The 18,855-nt window shown below is 39.6% G+C and carries 21 protein-coding genes; 14 read left to right on the top strand and 7 right to left on the bottom strand.

Translation table 11 applies throughout. The features are described 5' to 3' along the window. Window positions 1-4: 4 nt before the first annotated feature. Complete coding sequence (locus J7338_RS02280; protein ID WP_210795257.1) at window positions 5-412, bottom strand: flagellar basal body-associated protein FliL; 408 nt, start codon at window positions 410-412, stop codon at window positions 5-7. A gap of 154 nt (window positions 413-566) precedes the next feature. Here J7338_RS02280 and J7338_RS02275 point away from each other — a divergent pair, with 154 nt between their 5' ends. Together J7338_RS02275 and ubiA are read left to right on the top strand one after the other, a co-directional pair. Then, window positions 567-1,112: a chorismate--pyruvate lyase family protein gene (locus J7338_RS02275; protein WP_210795255.1), complete on the top strand. Its 546-nt coding sequence runs from the start codon at window positions 567-569 to the stop codon at window positions 1,110-1,112. Next, on the top strand, window positions 1,109-1,987 hold the full coding sequence (gene ubiA, locus J7338_RS02270; protein ID WP_210795253.1) for a 4-hydroxybenzoate octaprenyltransferase: 879 nt from the start codon (window positions 1,109-1,111) through the stop codon (window positions 1,985-1,987). Before J7338_RS02275 ends, ubiA begins: the two co-directional genes overlap by 4 nt. A gap of 2 nt (window positions 1,988-1,989) precedes the next feature. Here ubiA and J7338_RS02265 read toward each other — a convergent pair whose 3' ends face one another. From J7338_RS02265 to J7338_RS02250, 4 genes are all read right to left on the bottom strand, one after another. Then, a complete protein-coding gene (locus tag J7338_RS02265; protein WP_210795251.1) occupies window positions 1,990-2,610 on the bottom strand; it encodes a 2OG-Fe(II) oxygenase in 621 nt (206 codons plus the stop codon). A gap of 120 nt (window positions 2,611-2,730) precedes the next feature. Next, window positions 2,731-3,618: a LysR family transcriptional regulator gene (locus J7338_RS02260; protein WP_210795249.1), complete on the bottom strand. Its 888-nt coding sequence runs from the start codon at window positions 3,616-3,618 to the stop codon at window positions 2,731-2,733. A 120-nt stretch (window positions 3,619-3,738) separates the two neighbouring features. Next, window positions 3,739-5,262 carry a DUF3369 domain-containing protein gene (locus J7338_RS02255; RefSeq protein WP_210795247.1) on the bottom strand — a complete coding sequence of 508 codons (1,524 nt, stop codon included), beginning with the start codon at window positions 5,260-5,262 and terminating at the stop codon, window positions 3,739-3,741. A gap of 50 nt (window positions 5,263-5,312) precedes the next feature. Next, a complete protein-coding gene (locus tag J7338_RS02250) occupies window positions 5,313-5,720 on the bottom strand; it encodes a DUF2721 domain-containing protein (RefSeq protein ID WP_210795245.1) in 408 nt (135 codons plus the stop codon). A 76-nt stretch (window positions 5,721-5,796) separates the two neighbouring features. On the opposite strand from J7338_RS02250, the gene J7338_RS02245 reads away from it, so the two are divergent. The 3 genes from J7338_RS02245 to tsaD all read left to right on the top strand — a co-directional run bounded on the left by J7338_RS02245 (window position 5,797) and on the right by tsaD (window position 7,822). Next, window positions 5,797-6,153 (top strand): putative signal transducing protein, encoded by a 357-nt coding sequence (locus tag J7338_RS02245; RefSeq protein ID WP_210795243.1) that lies wholly within the window; start codon window positions 5,797-5,799, stop codon window positions 6,151-6,153. Then, window positions 6,146-6,736, top strand: a complete 591-nt coding sequence (locus J7338_RS02240) for a YjaG family protein (protein WP_210795241.1) — start codon at window positions 6,146-6,148, stop codon at window positions 6,734-6,736. Before J7338_RS02245 ends, J7338_RS02240 begins: the two co-directional genes overlap by 8 nt. Before the next feature lie 72 nt (window positions 6,737-6,808). Beyond that, the gene (gene tsaD / locus J7338_RS02235; protein ID WP_210795239.1) at window positions 6,809-7,822 is read left to right on the top strand and encodes a tRNA (adenosine(37)-N6)-threonylcarbamoyltransferase complex transferase subunit TsaD; all 1,014 of its coding nucleotides are present in this window, start codon (window positions 6,809-6,811) and stop codon (window positions 7,820-7,822) included. Here tsaD and plsY read toward each other — a convergent pair. Continuing rightward, window positions 7,819-8,439 carry a glycerol-3-phosphate 1-O-acyltransferase PlsY gene (gene plsY / locus J7338_RS02230; protein ID WP_210795237.1) on the bottom strand — a complete coding sequence of 207 codons (621 nt, stop codon included), beginning with the start codon at window positions 8,437-8,439 and terminating at the stop codon, window positions 7,819-7,821. The genes tsaD and plsY overlap by 4 nt on opposite strands. A 233-nt stretch (window positions 8,440-8,672) precedes the next feature. Here plsY and folB point away from each other — a divergent pair, with 233 nt between their 5' ends. The 8 genes from folB (at window position 8,673) to trmB (ending at window position 15,014) form a co-directional block, all read left to right on the top strand. Beyond that, window positions 8,673-9,029 (top strand): dihydroneopterin aldolase, encoded by a 357-nt coding sequence (gene folB / locus J7338_RS02225; protein WP_210795235.1) that lies wholly within the window; start codon window positions 8,673-8,675, stop codon window positions 9,027-9,029. 1 nt (window position 9,030) lies between these two features. Then, a complete protein-coding gene (folK, locus tag J7338_RS02220) occupies window positions 9,031-9,519 on the top strand; it encodes a 2-amino-4-hydroxy-6-hydroxymethyldihydropteridine diphosphokinase (protein WP_210795233.1) in 489 nt (162 codons plus the stop codon). After that, on the top strand, window positions 9,516-10,316 hold the full coding sequence (locus J7338_RS02215; protein WP_210795231.1) for an undecaprenyl-diphosphate phosphatase: 801 nt from the start codon (window positions 9,516-9,518) through the stop codon (window positions 10,314-10,316). The genes folK and J7338_RS02215 overlap by 4 nt, the downstream gene beginning before the upstream one ends. 329 nt (window positions 10,317-10,645) lie before the next feature. Next, a complete protein-coding gene (gene mpl / locus J7338_RS02210) occupies window positions 10,646-12,001 on the top strand; it encodes a UDP-N-acetylmuramate:L-alanyl-gamma-D-glutamyl-meso-diaminopimelate ligase (RefSeq protein ID WP_210795229.1) in 1,356 nt (451 codons plus the stop codon). A gap of 12 nt (window positions 12,002-12,013) precedes the next feature. Continuing rightward, window positions 12,014-12,637, top strand: a complete 624-nt coding sequence (locus tag J7338_RS02205) for a flavin prenyltransferase UbiX (protein WP_210795227.1) — start codon at window positions 12,014-12,016, stop codon at window positions 12,635-12,637. Continuing rightward, window positions 12,634-13,566 (top strand): ABC transporter ATP-binding protein, encoded by a 933-nt coding sequence (locus tag J7338_RS02200; protein ID WP_210795225.1) that lies wholly within the window; start codon window positions 12,634-12,636, stop codon window positions 13,564-13,566. Before J7338_RS02205 ends, J7338_RS02200 begins: the two co-directional genes overlap by 4 nt. Continuing rightward, entirely contained in the window at window positions 13,567-14,334 is a 768-nt protein-coding gene (locus J7338_RS02195; protein ID WP_210795223.1) for an ABC transporter permease, read from the top strand. After that, window positions 14,334-15,014 carry a tRNA (guanine(46)-N(7))-methyltransferase TrmB gene (trmB, locus tag J7338_RS02190; protein ID WP_210795221.1) on the top strand — a complete coding sequence of 227 codons (681 nt, stop codon included), beginning with the start codon at window positions 14,334-14,336 and terminating at the stop codon, window positions 15,012-15,014. Before J7338_RS02195 ends, trmB begins: the two co-directional genes overlap by 1 nt. Window positions 15,015-15,069: 55 nt before the next feature. Here trmB and J7338_RS02185 read toward each other — a convergent pair whose 3' ends face one another. Continuing rightward, the gene (locus J7338_RS02185) at window positions 15,070-16,953 is read right to left on the bottom strand and encodes a bifunctional diguanylate cyclase/phosphodiesterase (protein ID WP_210795219.1); all 1,884 of its coding nucleotides are present in this window, start codon (window positions 16,951-16,953) and stop codon (window positions 15,070-15,072) included. Between the two features lie 272 nt (window positions 16,954-17,225). Here J7338_RS02185 and panP point away from each other — a divergent pair, with 272 nt between their 5' ends. Then, window positions 17,226-18,854, top strand: a complete 1,629-nt coding sequence (gene panP, locus J7338_RS02180; RefSeq protein WP_210795217.1) for a pyridoxal-dependent aspartate 1-decarboxylase PanP — start codon at window positions 17,226-17,228, stop codon at window positions 18,852-18,854. Window position 18,855: the final 1 nt, after the last annotated feature.

Here is an 18,855-nt window from a genome sequence, read left to right as displayed (position 1 = left end):
AGACTCAGTGATATAAATATTTAGTGAATAATATTTCGCGAATGATCTCTTGCCCTGTTTCTTGTTTTAACAGGGTTTTGAGTTTTTCGGCGCAGCGCTTTCTGATCTCTTCACGGCCGGTGAGTGATTTAATTTTTTCTTCGGGCTCTTTAGATAAAATCTCTACCAATGCATCTCTAAGTAACGGAGTGTGATGCTCAACAATTGCAATGTTTGACATATCACTGAGCATTAAATCTACAGTAATACGCACATAACCTAACTTTTTATTATTCTGACCAATGTAGTTGGTAATGATATCGGGTTCAAAACCAAAGTAGCCGACGGTTGATTCTGCACGGCTTATAAAGCTGCTAAATAAGCTAATAAACAAAGTACTAATTAATATACCAACGTAAAGCGTTTTTTTCATATTCAGAAGAGAGCCCTGTAATTAATTGTTATTAGTCTATACGTAATAATAGCTAAGATACAGGCTGATGCGGCTATTATATTCATTAATCATCACTTTTTCCCCGACGCAGGCAGTGGTATCATTTAAAGGGTTATTATTAAATAGAGTTATCGTGATCACATTTCCTGTTTCTGTAACTGCGGATTGGCAGTTAGGTACATCAATCAATTCTTTGTCGGGTAACGAGCAAGACTGGCTACTTGAGCCCAACTCATTGACGGCTAAATTAAAAACACAGTGTGTTGAATTCTCTGTAAAAGTGCTTAGTGAGAAAGAGTTCGTACTGAATACTTCACAACAACAATTATTGGATTGTTCACAGCGCATTGGCATTAATCGTGAAGTTTTGTTGCTTTGTGATGGCATTCCTATGGTATATGCACAAAGCTGGCTGCCTGCCACCGATGATATGCAACAACAACAGTTGCTGGCACTGGGTAATCGGCCTTTAGGCGATGTTATTTTTCAACATCCAGACTTAAAACGTACCGAAATTGAAATAGCACGTTTTGATTGTCAGCACCCTGTACAGCAGCTTGTTAGCCAATACTATGCAGTTGCAAAGCCCTTGTGGGGGCGACGGAGTATTTTTTCGTTGGCGCAAAGCCGTTTTTTAGTAGCTGAAATATTTTTACCAGAGGCTTACCTGTATTTATGAAACTCACCGCCTTACACGCTGCTCATATACCTTATTATAAGCAGTTAATGCGCACTGATAAGCCTATCGGTACTTTATTACTATTATGGCCTACATATTGGGCGTTGTGGCTTGCAAGTGATGGCATGCCAAGCCTGCTTAACTTTGTGGTATTTAGCTTTGGTGTATTTATTATGCGCAGCGCAGGCTGTGTTATTAATGATTACGCAGATCGTAAAATTGATGGCGCAGTAAAACGCACAGCACAAAGACCCTTAGCTTCTGGCTTGGTGAGTGGTGATGAAGCACTAAGCTTATTTTTATTGCTTATCATAATTGCTTTTATACTGGTGTTGTTACTCAGTTGGCAAACCATATTATTGTCAGTCGGGGCATTGCTATTGGCATTTAGCTACCCTTTTATGAAACGTTACACTAATTTGCCGCAAATAGTGTTAGGGGCAGCTTTTGGTTGGGCTATTCCGATGGCTTTTATGGCTGCAACAGGCACTATCCCACTGCTTGGCTGGTTGTTATTTGTCGCTAATATTGCGTGGACTACGGCCTACGATACCATGTATGCCATGGTAGACAGAGATGATGATTTGAAAATTGGCGTAAAGTCTACAGCGATATTGTTTGGTAGTGCCGATCGAATCATTATTTTTGCGCTAAATAGTGTATTTATAGGTTTATTGGCTTTAATTGGTAATATGAGCCAATTATCAATGCCGTATTGGCTTGGTCTATGTGTAGCATGTGGCTTTTTGGTTTACCAACAATTTCTAATTCATAGTTGTAATAGAGAGCATTGTTTTAACGCTTTTTTAAACAATCACTATGTCGGTATGGTCGTTTTTATTGGCTTAGTGACGTCCTTGCCATTTAATCTATAGTGTTAGCGGGGGGGATCAATAACGCCACTGATTGAAGTGTTTTTCCTAAACCAGCCGGCAACTGAATAGCGATTATCCATTGTTGGCAGCACTTCATGCATAAAGCGTTCGCTTTCAAACATCACGAACGCGCCAGCTTTGGGCTGAATAGTGATTTCAACGTCTTTACTTTTAGGTTTGTAAATCACTAACTCACCACCAGATTGCACTGTATTTAAGTAAAATACAGTAGTAAATACACGGTTCGAACGCCCTTTAAATGCGTCGTAATGCTTTTTATAAAAGTCGCCATGTTGGTATTTCGCATAGTGACACTCATAATCAAATAAACCCAAAAAGAAATAACGATTCAAGTTTATTCTAATATCTTCTAGCGCATTTTGATAATCAATTTGAGCTTGGCTACTACCATCAAACCAAAAGGTCTTGTCGGTGCGTATGTTCTTGTCTATTTGTAAGTCCTGCTGACGGCCAATACCTGCTGATTTAAAATTGGGATTAATACGATAACAATCTTCTATCAACGCGTTAGTTAGTGTTTCATCAAACATACTTTCGATCATGGCGTAGCCACGAGTTTCTATGTCTGTTAAATAACGTCCAGGGATCAGGTTAAGGCTCATTAATTGTACTATATAGCAGGGAAGGCGGGTAGTTTAGCTTAAAATGATGTAAAGGTACTACTGAAGATTTAGAAACCAAGCCTGAGATCTGCTTTAGGCTCGGTTTTCATGCAGTGTTATTTAAGAGTTAATTGATAACGCTGTCTTTTCTATTAATGACAGGAGCTGGTTTATTGGATCGTCAGCGGAAACTTGTTGGCTGGTTTGTACAATCAATTGCTCATGGGTTAAGTCTTTATTGGTTTTTAACTGGAGCAGATTATTATTCTCTGCGACTGAACTTGCATGCTCAATACTGCTAATTGCAACATGGTTTGATTTACACAGTCCTTCCATCACTTGTTCAATGCTGCCAACTTTTATACTGCTGGTTTTGTTCAAACTATCAACAGCCTCATTCAACATAGTTTGAATTTGTTTTGATTGTGAAAAACAACTATACATAGGGTAATCGTTTAAATCTTGTTTGCAAAGATTACTCTTGTGCGCAAGAGGGTGGCTTTTTGCAACGAATAAAATAAGTTGATCAGGTAAGTGTATGTCATTACCAATACTATTAATTGCTTGCGAACAAACGCTAATATCAATTTCACCTAACTGCAATTTACGAACCAATTCACTTTGTTCTTGTAGCTGCATTTCAATTTTTACATGAGGGTACTGTGCTAAAAATTGGCCACATGAAATAGGCACTATGGCACTTGCATTATTGGTATAGCCAATTACCAACTTTTCATTGGTACAGCCATTAACTGATTGGAATAAACGTTTTTTAGTTTCTTCGAGCTTACTTAGAGTGTTTTGTGCATACTCTAAAAAAAACTCTCCTTCAGGTGTTAGTTTCACTGATCGAGTCGATCGTTTGACTAACTTGTAACCAACTTCATCCTCTAAGGTTTGAATACTGCGTGTTAATGCTGAGGTGCTAATTTTAGTTGTCTCAGCTGCTTGACGAAAATGACGTAGCTGACCTAAAGCCACAAATTGCTCTAATTGTTCAAATCTCACTTTTATAGTCCTTTGTATAAGTAAGTCGCACTACTGGCGAACATAATTGGTATTAGTTTAATGGATAGTAATCCATTGTACCCAATTTGAAAAGGGTATTTCACATAATTTTTACAACTATCAGTTAGGGTAACGTTCTTTTATCTCCAAAAAAAGTGCTAAATTGTTAATAAATATATCCACAAGTTTCGGTTCAAACTGTTTGCCACTCTGCTCCTTGAGCAAATTGAGAATCTCTTCAAGTGGCCAAGCTTTTTTGTAGCATCGATCACTGCCTAGGGCATCAAAAACATCCGCAAGAGCTGTAATACGACCAACAATATTAATATTTTTACCTGTAAGTTGATTGGGATAGCCGGAGCCGTCCCACTTTTCATGGTGTGTATGGGCAATGATTGAACCACACTTTAAGATTTCGTTATTCGAATTCTTTAGAATATCATAACCAACTTCGGCGTGAGTTTGCATAATGGCCCACTCTTGAGCATTAAGCTTATCGGGTTTATTGAGAATATGATCTGGAATGCTTATTTTTCCAATATCGTGCAAGGGCGAGGCGAGTTTTATTACTTCACACTCGAAGTTATTTAAGCCATATAACTTACCTAATAATTCACTATAGTGCGCAACTCTTTTGACATGTGACCCGGTTTCTTTTGAACGTTTTTCAACGGCTTCACCAAGAATATACGATAACTCCTTTTGCGAATCCTTCATTGTTTCTCGTAGTTTTAGGTTATCGTAAGCCAGAGCTATATTATTAGCAAAAAACTCCAAAAGCTGATAATCGGTGGTTCCTAATAACGAGGCTTTATGCACATACAGCATCGTTTCTAGGCCCGCCTGAGTTGGAAAATAGCCAATGTAGTCATGCATGGTTTTTTGTGATGATTTGCGATTGTGAGCCTCAACAAATAATTGCTTTACATCTTCGGGGAGCATATTGGCATTAGGCTCAGGCTCAACACCTGAAGCTGCCAGTAGCTTAAAATCAGTGGCTGGGGATGTTTGTTGGTTAACAGCAGCAGCACAATAAATTTCTGTGTCATCTAAGCTCATAACATTGGTTACATGAGATAAAATTGTTGATGCAAACTCATGGACACTATCACATTTCAAAAATGAGCTAGAAGCGTTGATTATTTTTTCAAGCCCTTTTCTATGGCGCTCAATAATTTGAATATCACGGTGTGAACGCAAAGCTGAATACAATAATGTTTTCATTTTTATTGCCGTCAGCTCGGTTTTATTTTTGTAATCGTTAATGTCGTACTCGCGGATCACCGCTTCTTCGGGGGCTTCGCCGGGCTGGCCAGTACGCAAAATAAGACGAATATCGTGGTTATTAATATCATCACGGATAAATTTTATTAAATCTAACCCAGCATGGCTAGTTTCCATTACCACGTCGATTAAGCCAACCGAAAAATCGAGATTTTGTTGTAATAATACTTTTGCAGCTTTCGCTGAATATGCATGATGCAAACATAAAGCTTTATTTTCAAAGGTAAAGCCTGATAGTACAAGTTTAGTGACTTGGTGAATATCATCCTCATCATCAACCACGAGGATATTCCAGAACGCTTGTGGTGACTGAGCTTCTGACTCTTCAATGACATTTTCTGAAAATAAAAAGTCGTTCACATTTACACCTTTAGTTTAATCACCCTGCTAAAGAGTATAGTGCTTGTTTTTTAGTCTGCCTTGTTGCTCAGTGGTTTTTTTTCAATGTTTTTAAGCTCAATTTCAATTGCATCACATGAAATATGTATTTCATATAAAGAGGTTAGCAACGATAGCGCGAGGCTGGCTAAGCTAATGCCAAATAAAATTACGCCAGTGGTTTTAAACTCAATAAATAACGCAAACATTGAGAATGTACACATTAAAAAAGAAGCAACGCCATAGACTTGCATGGTTCGAATGAGCCTAATGCGTTTCCTTAGGTTTGTAATTTGTGCAATGACTAATGGTCGAATGGTGTCGCCTTCACGGGCATTAAGTTCACGAATTAATTGTGCTAGCACTAAAAAACGGTTGGTATATGCTAATAACAATAAAGAAATTGCAGGGAACAGCAGTCCAGGTGTCGTGAGGGTCATGATTATTTCCTATATAACAATTACTTTGCTTAGAGTAGCTTAGGGTAATTTAATCGCAAAGAAAAAGAGGTTGTCATTGCAAAATAAAATAAATAATAACAATACAGAGCAAGCTCCATTTCAATGGTTAACAATCTATTGCGCAGCAAATGCGGTAGAGGCAAACATCGTGAAAGGATTATTACTTAACAGCAATATTGAGTGTCAGTTACTCGGTGAGTCCTTACAAGGGGCTGTTGGCGAAATACCTTTAGAGCAAACCCAAGTTAGAGTGCAGGTTTTTGTGATTAAAGAGCGCCAGGCGCGGCAAATATTGGTAAACTACACTCAAGTACAACAATCCGCTCCTGATTGGGTATGCCCCAACTGTCACGAGCATAATGGACCAACATTTGAAATTTGTTGGTCTTGTAGGACACCAAATAATGACTAAAGCGAATAATTTTCAGCGTATAAGAGAGCTTAACTATTTGCAACAAGCGGTACTGGCGGCAGCATTAATTGAACGTATGCTGCCTAATTATGGTTTATTTAGTGAAGCAACAGGATTTGGTGACGAAGCTATTTTGCGCAGTGCACTTAATTTGTGTTGGGAAAAAATCTTACTTCCGAAAAGTAAGATTAGTCTTGAAAAGCAAATTGAGAAAATAGAGCCGAATGTTCCAGAACTCGCTGATTTTGATATGTTCGGAACTTATCCAGCGATAGATGCCGCCACTGCTTTATTAGGCTTAATGCATGGTTTAATTGCCAAAGATGAGCAAGAATTTATCAGTATTAGTAAAATCTCTCAGGCGACTGTTGCGCGTTTTATTGAATATCAATTAACGGTTGAAGGTGAGCTGGCTGATAATACAGCAGTACGTGAACATCCGTTGATGCAATACGAAATTGAAGTGTTAGGTGAGTTAATTGATTTTGTTGAGCAGATGGGCAGAATAACAGCTGAAAACGTGAAAGCGTTAAAGCAACATGCTATCGCTGATGGACAAACAAACATTGGTATTACACTTTAAGTAATCAAAACTCTGATTAAGAGATTTATTTTAAGAATTTAAAAGTGCCAAAGGGCATGGGAGAAAACTGCAGTGCGAATTTTAGGCATTGAATCGTCGTGTGATGAAACGGGAATTGCAATTTATGATGATGAACAAGGTTTACTTGCTCATCAACTCTATAGCCAAGTAAAAGTGCATGCAGATTATGGCGGTGTAGTGCCTGAGCTTGCATCTCGAGATCATGTTCGTAAAACCTTGCCATTAATCGATGCTGCTTTTGCACAGGCCGGTTGCGGACCGGGAGATATCGATGGTATTGCTTACACTGCAGGCCCTGGACTTGTGGGGGCGCTATTAGTGGGGACCTCAATTGGGCGCTCTCTCGCCTATGGTTGGAATATTCCAGCGGTGGCAGTGCATCATATGGAAGGCCATCTACTGGCGCCCATGCTTGAAGAAAGTGTGCCTGAGTTTCCGTTTATTGCCTTACTAGTGTCAGGTGGGCACACCATGATGGTTAAGGTGGCTGGGATTGGCCAATATGAAGTATTGGGTGAATCGGTAGATGATGCAGCAGGTGAAGCATTTGATAAAACGGCCAAGTTACTTGGTTTAGATTACCCTGGTGGACCACGATTAGCTAAACTTGCTGAGCAAGGTGTTCCTAAGCGCTTTATTTTCCCACGACCAATGACAGATAAACCGGGCCTTGATTTTAGTTTTAGTGGCTTGAAAACGGCGGCTGCAATTACTATTCGTAATAATGACGATGATCAGCAAACCAAAGCAGATATCGCTCATGCGTTTCAAACCGCAGTTATTGATACATTAGTTATTAAATGTAAGCGTGCTTTAAAGCAAACCGGTATAAATCGCTTAGTAATTGCTGGTGGTGTAAGCGCCAATATACAGCTACGTGCGCAACTAGAGCGGGTAATGCAAGGCATGAAAGGACAGGTTTATTATCCGCGTACAGAGTTTTGTACTGATAATGGTGCCATGATCGCCTATGCTGGTATGCAGCGCCTAAAGGCAGGGCAGTTTGCCAGCCTTGATATGAAAACGAAACCACGCTGGCCGATCGATAGTTTAGAGGCTATTTAAACTGAAGTATTGGTATCATCTTTAGTTGGTGACGCTTTCTTGTCACCGATTTTAGGTTCTTTGCCACTAAATAAACGTTTAATATTACCGTGATGACGAAAGATAATCAAAAGAGTTAAAAGAGTTACTGGTAAGGTATAAAGCGGCTTGATCCACCAAGTGTATAATGGCGCTAAAGAAACGGCGACTAATGCGCCCAGTGATGAATAGCGTGTAATGACAACGACCGCCACCCAAGTTGAAATTAATAGCCCGCCTAGAAACAAGCCAATGGGTAGTAATGTTCCAAAGGCAGTTGCAACTGCTTTGCCGCCTTTAAAGTGAAAGAATACCGGAAACATATGCCCTAAACACGCAGCAACCCCGATTAATCCCAGCATTAGTGGTTCAAATTGTAAAAAATAAGCGCCCCAGACAGGAATCGTCCCTTTGAGAATATCAAATACTAAAACTAAGCAGGCAGGAACCGCTCCACCAAGGCGATAAACATTGGTGGCGCCTGGGTTGTTTGAGCCATTGCTGCGAGGATCGGGTAGCTTAAACAGCCGAGACACTAAAATAGCCGATGAGATCGACCCGAGTAAATAGGCTAAAACTAACATTAAAACGGCTATCACGCGCTTCCTTATTTTTTAATCACAGTTTTTCGGCTATCATTGGCCGCAAAAATTGCATTCATATTTTTTGCTGTTTAAGTAATAGGTACTAAATATACCTGCAGGCTAATAATATTATATGGGTAATTTTACATAATAAAACACAGTTAAAGTGTATAAAGGCTATAAATGCAAATTATAGCCGATGTAGACTTAAGTCAATGAGTTTTAAGTTTTTGCCAGTTGGAGCAGTTATGGATAAGGTTTTTATATCGCAACTACATGTTGACACTATCATAGGCGTGTACGATTTTGAAAAAGAAACCAAACAGAGTTTGTATTTTGATATCGAGATGCTGTGTGATATTAAACCCGCAGCAAAAACCGATGACATTGCCTTAGCACTTGATTACGCAAAGGTAAGTGAGAGAGTAATCGCGCACACGACAGCACAGCCTGTTGAGTTATTGGAGACCTTAGTAGAGCAACTTGCGGCTATCATTTTAACCGAGTTTGCTACAACACAAGTTACCATTCGAGTTAGTAAACCCGCAGCCGTAGCGCAAGCACGCACTGTAGGTGTTGAAATTACCCGACTCAAGGCACGTTAAGATGGCGCAAATTTATATTAGCCTTGGCTCTAATGTTGATAAAGAACATTATATCCGTCAAGCGTTAATTGCCCTAAAAGCTCTTCTTATAGAATTCGATCATTCCAGCGTCTTTGAAAGTGAAGCCGTTGGCTTTGCAGGTAATAACTTTTACAACTCAGTCATTGGTGCACAAACACAGATACCGCTTCCCCAGTTATGTCAGTTACTCAAACAGATTGAACGAGAGAATGGTCGCACAAATAACGATAAAAAATTTAGCCCGCGTACACTTGATCTAGATTTACTGTTTTACGATGACGTAGTGTGTGATTCTCCTGCACAGTTACCCCGTGATGAAATCACCAAGAATGCCTTTGTTCTTCAGCCTTTGGCAGAAATAGCTCCCGATTTTTATCATCCTACAGCAAAGCAAACAATTGCTCAGTTGTGGAATACTTACAACAACCCCAAGCAAAAATTATGGAAGGTGGAGTTTACTAACCCATGAGTATTATCGAAATTATTGTTTTAGCCCTGATCCAAGGATTAACTGAGTTTTTACCTATTTCAAGCTCAGCTCACCTCATTCTCCCTTCACAAATTCTTGGTTGGCAAGATCAAGGCCTTGCCTTTGATGTTGCTGTGCATGTAGGTACGCTGATTGCCGTAATAATTTACTTCAGAAAAGAAGTTGTCGAAATACTTACTGCATGGTTTAAATCATTTGGTGCGCAAGGTGCAACAGATGACAGTAAACTTGGCTGGTGGATTGTTTTAGGTACAATCCCGGCCGCTGTATTAGGTTTAATTTTTAAAGATTTAATCGAGCTCTATTTACGCAGTGCGTGGGTAATTGCAATCACTACTATTTTGTTTGGTTTATTACTTTGGTATGCCGACGTAAAAGGTAAGCAAACTAAAACCATTTATCAATTAACTTGGAAATCAGCACTGATGATCGGCATGGCGCAAGCGATGGCGATGATCCCAGGTACGTCACGCTCAGGTATTACTATGACCGCCGGTTTAATGCTGGGGATGAATAAACAAAGCGCTGCGCGTTTTTCATTTTTACTCGCAATTCCAGTGATCTCAATGATGGGCTTGTATTACACCATTGAGCTGGCATTAGGGGATCATATAGTTGATTGGACAACGTTAATTTTAGGTGCAGGTTTATCGTTTATCTCTGCGTATGCGTGTATTTTCCTGTTCTTAAAAATAATTGAACGTATGGGGATGATGCCATTTGTTATCTATCGATTATTATTGGGCGTAGGTTTAATTGTATTTTTGATGATGTAGCACTGCGTTTATTAAAGATAAATAAAAACGCCTTAACTCAATGAGCTAAGGCGTTTTTTATAAGCCAATATACACCTTAAATTAGAAGGTGTATTTTGCACTCATCGATAAGCGACCTTTCCTGCGAGGCTCTGCAATTACATCTACATTTGCGCGGTTAAGCATAAGTAAGGGAATTATTTAACTTATATACTTATTTAGTTGTTATTTAGCACAAGTGTTGTGTTAGATGGCAATGGTAACTGAACGCTATTTTTGGCATTATGGCACCTTATCGATTATCTATTTTTTAGCGCTGCGTAAGCTATGTGTGGCGGCAAAGGAATAATATGCATATTCATATTTTAGGCATTTGCGGCACCTTTATGGGTGGTATTGCGGCGATAGCTAAGTCGCTAGGCCATACAGTCACGGGCTCTGATCTAAACGTATACCCACCAATGAGCACGCAACTTGAAGAGCTTGGTATTAAATTAACCCAAGGCTATGATACATCTCAGTTAGAACCCGCACCAGATATGGTGATTATTGGCAATGCAATGAGTCGTGGTAACCCATGTGTTGAATATGTATTGGACAAGGGCTTAGCGTATACTTCCGGCCCTGAATGGTTAAAGCATAATTTATTGCAAAACTCTTGGGTATTGGCGGTTGCTGGAACTCATGGTAAAACCACCACTGCAAGCATGCTAGCATGGATTTTAGAATACGGGGGTTTAAAGCCAGGGTTTTTGATTGGCGGTATTGTGCAAAATTTTGGTTTGTCGGCACGGGTTGGCGAAACGCCATTTTTTGTTATTGAAGCTGATGAATACGACACTGCCTTTTTTGATAAACGCAGCAAGTTTGTGCATTACTTACCGCGCACACTGATTTTAAACAATCTTGAATTTGATCATGCTGATATTTTTGAAGATTTAAACGCTATTAAAAAACAATTTCACCATTTGATGCGTACACTACCAAGTAGCGGCAAAGTTATTTGGCCACAACAAGACGATGCTCTGCAAGACGTAATTAACCAAGGTTGTTGGAGCGAAAGTGAAACACTAGGTGGTGATTGGGGATATGAGCTGATAAATGCCGATGGCAGTGAATTTGCAGTGTTACTCAATGATGAATACCAAGGCTCGGTAAAATGGCAAGCGTTTGGTGAGCACAATGTTAAAAACGCTATCATGGCTATTGCTGCCGCGCGCCATGTCGGGATTGCAATTGAACATAGCATTACAGGGTTAGGGGAATTTATTAGTCCTAAACGCAGAATGGAGCTAAAAGCCGATATTGCCAATATTAAAGTGTATGATGACTTTGCTCATCACCCAACAGCTATCACTACAACGGTTGCTGGGTTGCGTGCAAAAGTAGGCAATGAAAAAATTATTGCGATATTAGAGCCGCGCTCGAATACGATGAAAATGGGCGTGCATCAACATACGTTATTGGCGTCATTAGTTGATGCTGATGATGTGTATTTATTCGAGCCCGACAATTTAAACTGGTCGTTAAGTGAGCAGGCTAAACAGGCTGGCATGGTATGCTTGAGTAATACCGATGAGATCGTTGAGCAAGTAGTCTCGAAAGCGCAACCGCAACAACATATTTTGATCATGAGTAATGGTGGCTTTAATAGCCTCCACGACACATTGATAACAGCTTTGCAGCATAAATTTATCCAGCAATAAACCGGAGCGACAGTGCAATATAAAGAAACCATAACGCTGGCCTTTAGTGGTGCGTCAGGCGCGCCATATGGCTTACGATTACTTGAAGTATTGCTCGCGCAGCAGTTTCGCGTGTATGTATTGATCTCAAGCGCGGCGCGGGTAGTGCTAGATACAGAATCAAACATTAAATTATCAGCCAATGAAGATAAAGCCACCGAACAATTAAGTAGCTTATTTAAATCACAGCCAGGGCAGTTACAAGTATTTGGTAAAGATAACTGGTTTAGCCCTGTGGCGTCTGGCTCTGCAGCGCCGAAAAAAATGGTCGTGTGCCCGTGTAGTGCAGGCTCGGTCTCTGCAATAGCGATGGGGGCCTCTGATAATTTATTAGAGCGCGCCGCTGATGTCGTGATTAAAGAGCGTGGTCAGTTAATTTTAGTGCCACGAGAAACGCCATTTAGTGAAATTCATCTAGAAAACATGCTAAAGCTCGCAAAGCTCGGGGTAACAATTATGCCAGCTGCACCGGGGTTTTATCATCAACCGCAAACCATTAATGACTTAGTTGATTTTATGGTTGCACGTATTTTAGATCATTTAAAGATTGCACACACACTAACTAAACGTTGGGGTTATGGGGAGGGTAAATCATGAGTAAAGCATTGGCTTTGAATATTGAAGGCCTGACCAAGGTATATAAAAATGGTGTTGAAGCCGTTAAAGGTGTGGATCTACAAGTATATGAAGGTGATTTTTTTGCCTTGTTAGGCCCAAATGGCGCGGGTAAGTCAACTACCATTGGCGTGATCTCATCACTTGTTAATAAAACCAAAGGCTTAGTTGAGGTGTTTGGTCACAACATAGATTCAGATTTAGAAGCCGCTAAATCACAACTAGGCTTAGTGCCACAAGAATTTAACTTTAGCCAGTTTGAAACGTTGACGCAAATACTGGTAAATCAAGCGGGTTACTATGGTGTACCCCGTAAGGTGGCGCATCAACGAGCGGATAAATATTTAGCGCAATTAGGCTTACTTGAAAAGAAAGACAAACAAGCACGAACACTATCAGGCGGTATGAAACGTCGTTTAATGATTGCTCGTGCGTTAATGCATGAACCAAAACTGCTAATTTTAGATGAGCCAACCGCCGGTGTTGATATTGAATTACGCCGCTCGATGTGGGATTTTTTAAGACAAATTAATGAGCAGGGGGTGACAATTATTCTCACCACCCATTACTTAGAAGAAGCCGAGCTGCTGTGTAAAAATATCGCGATCATTGATTCCGGCATTATCGTTGAAAACACCACCATTAAAGCATTGCTTGCTAAGCTAGATAAAGAAACCTTTATTCTTGATTTAAAACAGCCTGTCCAGCCAGTTACCGTTAAACTTGATGATTATAAGTTTACTATGGCTGATGATCATACTATTGAGGTTGAAGTAGCCAAATCTCAGGGCTTGAATGCAGTATTTACAGCATTAACCGAGCAGGGCAATACCGTGCTTAGCATGCGAAATAAAGCTAACCGATTAGAAGAGTTGTTTGTAGGTTTACTAGAGCAAGGGCGGGGCAAGTAGATGTTTAAATATGGCGTAGCCTTAAAGAGTTTATGGTTTAAAGAGTGTATTCGATTTTTGCGTATTTGGGTACAAACACTCGTGCCACCGGCAATCACTATGAGTTTGTACTTTGTGATTTTCGGTAATCTTATTGGTTCTCGTATTGGTGATATGGGTGGCTTTAGCTATATGGAGTTTATTGTACCGGGTCTTATCATGATGTCGGTGATCACTAATTCGTATTCTAATGTGGCATCAAGCTTTTATTCAACCAAGTTTCAAAAAAGCATTGAAGAGCTGTTAGTTGCACCCGTGCCTAATTATATCATTGTGCTTGGCTATATGGGCGGCGGTATGACCCGTGGCATGTTGGTGGGATTAATTGTTACGTGTGTGTCGTTATTGTTTGTGGATATTCAAGTCCATAATATTTTTGTGATCATCGCGACAGTAATTTTAACCTCTGCAGTATTTGCATTAGGCGGTTTGATCAATGCTATTTATGCCAATAGTTTTGACGATATCAGTATTATCCCAACTTTTATTCTAACGCCATTGACCTATTTAGGAGGTGTGTTTTACTCAATCACTTTATTGCCAGAGTTTTGGCAAGGCGTATCGCAGGTTAATCCAATTATTTATATGGTCAATGCCTTTAGGTATGGTTTCTTAGGCGTGTCGGATGTTGATTTAACGGTCGCATTTGGCGTGTTGTTATTATTTATTACAGCCTTATTTACATTAGCTTTAACGTTAATTAAAAAAGGTGTGGGGTTAAGACACTAATGAGTGATGCAAATTCACGAAGTATTGTATCGAATCAACCAGGCATACATGAAAAGCTGGATGATATAGTTAATAAGCATTTAACTGCCCAGTTTAAAAAACCTATTGCAGCACATACGCAAGCAGCGTTTGAGCAAGTCAATGAAAAGGTACAGGCCTTTGCTGGGCCCATTATTTTAGATTCGTGTTGTGGGGTAGGTGAAAGCACAGCAAATTTAGCTAAATGCCATCCTGATGCGTTAGTGATAGGTATTGATAAGTCATCTCATCGTTTAGATAAACATGACATTGAATATAAACAAACCGATTCAGGTCAGTACATTTTAGTACAAGCCGATTTAAATGATTTTTGGCGACTTGCAGTGTCGGCTAATTGGCAACCCACACACCATTACTTGCTGTATCCAAACCCGTGGCCAAAAGCTAAGCATATTCAGCGGCGTTGGCATGGCGCTGCTATTTTTCCATTTATTGTTAAATTAGGTGGGCTGTTAGAAGTTCGCAGCAATTGGGATATTTATGTGAAAGAATTTGCTCAAGCTCTCAAGCTCACCGGACATAACTGCACAGTCGAACATTATCAAAATGATTTGGCAGTTACACCATTTGAACGAAAATATTGGGCAAGTGGTCAACCAAGCTACCGCTTAGTGATTAATTTAAATGTTGCTTCAAAATAAACCTAAGTGCTTTTATAACTTAATGTTTTCGTAAATCTCTTAACCTGAGTTTAGATTAAGAGATTGGATACGATTGCTCTGTATTTGCAGTAATATGTGGCATAGGCTCGGCAAAGTAATTGCCTTGCATTAGTGTCACATTGGCCTTTTTTAGCGCGTTGGTGATAGGTTTACTCTCTACATGCTCAGCAATTAGCTGTAACTTAAGTTGCTGAGTAAAACTGGCAATGTGTTCAATAAATAAATAAATGTCTTTATCGTGGATAATTTGTTTGATCAAACTACCATCAAGCTTAATGCCATCCACTTCTAACTTTAGTACATTAGATATATTCGAATAACCAGTGCCAAAACCATCAATTATTACCCGTACACCGCGATTCTTAACCATGGTTATAAATGCTTTTACCTCAGAATAATTTGCGATAGCTTCAGTTTCTAATAGTTCTAGGGTGACATTGCTTGGTAGTGGATAGCGTTTAAATTCATCTTCTAAAAACTCTGCTAGGCTTGGGTCAAGTATATCTTGGACTGTGATATTGATGCTCCAGCACGTACTGGTTTTTCTAAATCGTGCAAAGCACTGTGTGAGCATTGTGCGGGTGAGCATACCATCCATGCGAGAGCGATTAATGACATCTAAGAATGACTCTGGTTTGAGAATTTCACCATGACAGGTGATCATCCTAGGCAAACATTCATACTGAATGATAGTGTTGGTTTCATTATCATAAATAGCCTGAAAATAAGGCACAATTCTATTATTCTCAAATGCTTCACGTACTTCTTTTGCCATTGCTATATTGTATTGATATTGGTTTTTTGCATCATGTAGTGTGCTTGAATAATTAACCACAGAGAGTCCACCCTGTTTGGCTTGTAATGCGGCAATATGAGCATTTTCAAGTAACATTGATTTATTACCTTTGGCAATGCCTGCGCACAAGGTGATGTATATAAAGGGGTCGGTAAGTAATGGGGTGCTGCAATTGTAAGCTTGGATCACCTCTAGAAAACCTGCATTACCTTTATCCAAAGGAGCAATAAGGACTATTTTGTTGGTTGTTAGACGAAATATCTGGCTACCTGTAGGACTGTGTTTTTTAAAGTGTTGCAATAGGTTTTTCATAACACGGTCACCTATTTCCGTACCATAAAAACCACAGATATCTTCAACTTCATTTACCCAAATAACAGCGAGTTGCATATGATGTTCTGAGGAGTTTTTAATATAATATTCAAGAGCAATATGATTGGCAAAGCCGCTACTGGTATCGGTTGAAATCGCACGTCTCAATAAATAAACATAAATACCTGCCACTAACAGAGCAATAAAAAAGAAAAATACAGCCATGCCCGCAGCTTTAGATACACTTTGTGCTAACCGTAGATTGAGATCGTATATGGTGATATCGGCTCCAGTTAAATAGGTGACTCCATTGGCATCAACAAAAGGGACAAAAATTGTTTTAAAATACCCCCATTGATCTTTTGAAATTTCAAACACCGGCTCTGTTGAATAAAACGCGCCAATATTAGCGGTAGTTGCTTCAGGGTATAGATCGAGTAATTGGGTGATTTTACCGATATTTTGATCGTTTTGAGTGTAACTAGAAGCACTAAAATATACATTACCGTCTTTTAATACCATGGCATACACATAAGCGATATTTAACGCATTAGCAAACTCTGATAATTGACGGCTTTTTTGTTGGTATTCTGTTGATGATATATATTGTCCAGCATTGATTTTTTGATGGTAGTCATCACCCAACATATGCTTAACGCTTAATGCGGCATTGAGTAATCGAGTATCAACGCCGCGCATTATTTCGTTACGAGTGCTGTTGTAAGTGTAATAGATGTAGCTTAATAAACTGATAAAAAGCAGCATAAAACCCGCGATTATCCAATTTGTCCGTAAATTTGTATCTATCATGCTCTTCCTTTATTTATCAGCCCTCCTATTATACAAAAAAAGGCTGTATCGCCTATAAAAATATAGCTGGCCATTTGAATGATAAATATTAATCAATTTATCATTCATTTGTTATGCAATTGACTACTTTTGTGGCTTTATGCGAGACATTTCTATTCTATTACAGTAAAGTTAACGCATTTCGTAGAATCATTGTAGTTTTAGCGTTATTAACAATGGAGTTCCTGATATGGATCTTCAGCTAAACAAAGCTACATTTACTGGGTATAAAGATGGATCAAAAGCGTTGTGCTGTCGCCTCTAAAGAAACACTGATGCGTATATTTACTGTGCCTGAAGCACCAGACTCAACTTTGAGTAAAATCGAACTTGAGATCTCGAGCAATTTAGCAGGTTTTTTGAATGAGAACATAGCGGCAATTGAAAAGCCATTGCATGAGGTTGAAAAAGATTTTCAATCGGCAGCGATCCCAGAAGATCCGACTTTTGTATCTGCTTATGCGCAAGATATTATGGAGCAACTTGTTGCCCATTCAGTGCATACGGCAGCGCCAAGCTTTATCGGTCATATGACGTCAGCATTACCGCATTTTGTATTGCCACTTTCTAAGTTGATGGTTGGTCTTAATCAAAACTTAGTTAAAATAGAAACCTCCAAAGCATTTACGCCACTTGAACGCCAAGTATTGGGTATGATCCATCATTTAATATTTGGGCAAGATGATAGCTTTTATAGTAAGTGGATGCACAGTGCTAAAACGTCATTGGGCGCATTTTGTTCTGGTGGCACAATTGCAAATATTACCGCATTATGGATTGCCCGAAACCGCTTACTTAAAGCCGATGGTGAATTTAAAGGGATTGGTTCACAAGGTCTTGCTAGTGCAATGTTGCATTATGGTTATAAAGGCCTTGCAGTACTAATCTCAGAGCGTGGGCATTATTCATTAGGAAAATCAGCTGATTTGCTTGGCGTTGGTCGTGATAACTATATTGCTATTAAAACCGTAGATAACAATAAAGTTGATGTTGATGCAATGCGCGAAAAAGCCTATGAGCTAGCAGCGCAGGGCATAAAAGTAATGGCTATTATAGGGGTCGCAGGCACGACTGAAACAGGCAACATTGATCCTCTTGATGCTATGGCTGATTTAAGTCAAGAGCTCGATTGTCATTTTCATGTCGATGCGGCATGGGGGGGAGCAACACTTCTTTCTGGTACATATCGTTCTTTGCTTAAAGGTATTGAACGGGCAGATTCCGTTACTATTGATGCTCATAAACAATTGTATGTGCCGATGGGAGCTGGATTAGTGCTATTTAAAGATCCTGCAGCTGCGGATGCGATTGAGCACCATGCGGAATATATATTGCGAAAAGGGTCGAAAGACTTAGGCAGTCACACACTCGAAGGTAGCCGTCCAGGCATGGCTATGTTAGTACATGCGTGTTTACGGATCATAGGCCGAAAAGGCTACGAAATTTTAATTGATAAAGGGATTGAGAAAGCACGTTATTTTGCTGATTTAGTAAAGGCTGATGATGATTTTGAACTTATCTCAGAGCCTGAGTTATGTTTGCTAACATACCGTTATGTGCCAAAACAAATTAAGCAAACAATAGCGCAAGCCGATGAGCAAACCCGTTTGGATATATTTGCCTCGCTAAACCGTTTTACAGCGAGTATGCAAAAACGCCAACGTGAAGCTGGGCGTTCATTTGTATCACGTACACGATTAACACCAGCTCAGTATGATCATCAACCAACGGTGGTCTTTAGAGTGGTACTTGCTAATCCGCTTACTTCTGAGAACATTCTTCAAGAAATACTTGCAGAGCAAAAAGCGCTAGCTAAAACAGATCCTGTGTTTAAAAAGTTCTTATCTAAGTATATGGATTAGT

Source organism: Pseudoalteromonas ostreae, assembly GCF_018069805.1.
Classification (GTDB): Bacteria; Pseudomonadota; Gammaproteobacteria; order Enterobacterales; family Alteromonadaceae; genus Pseudoalteromonas; species Pseudoalteromonas ostreae.
This window is presented reverse-complemented; position numbering and strand designations above follow the sequence as displayed.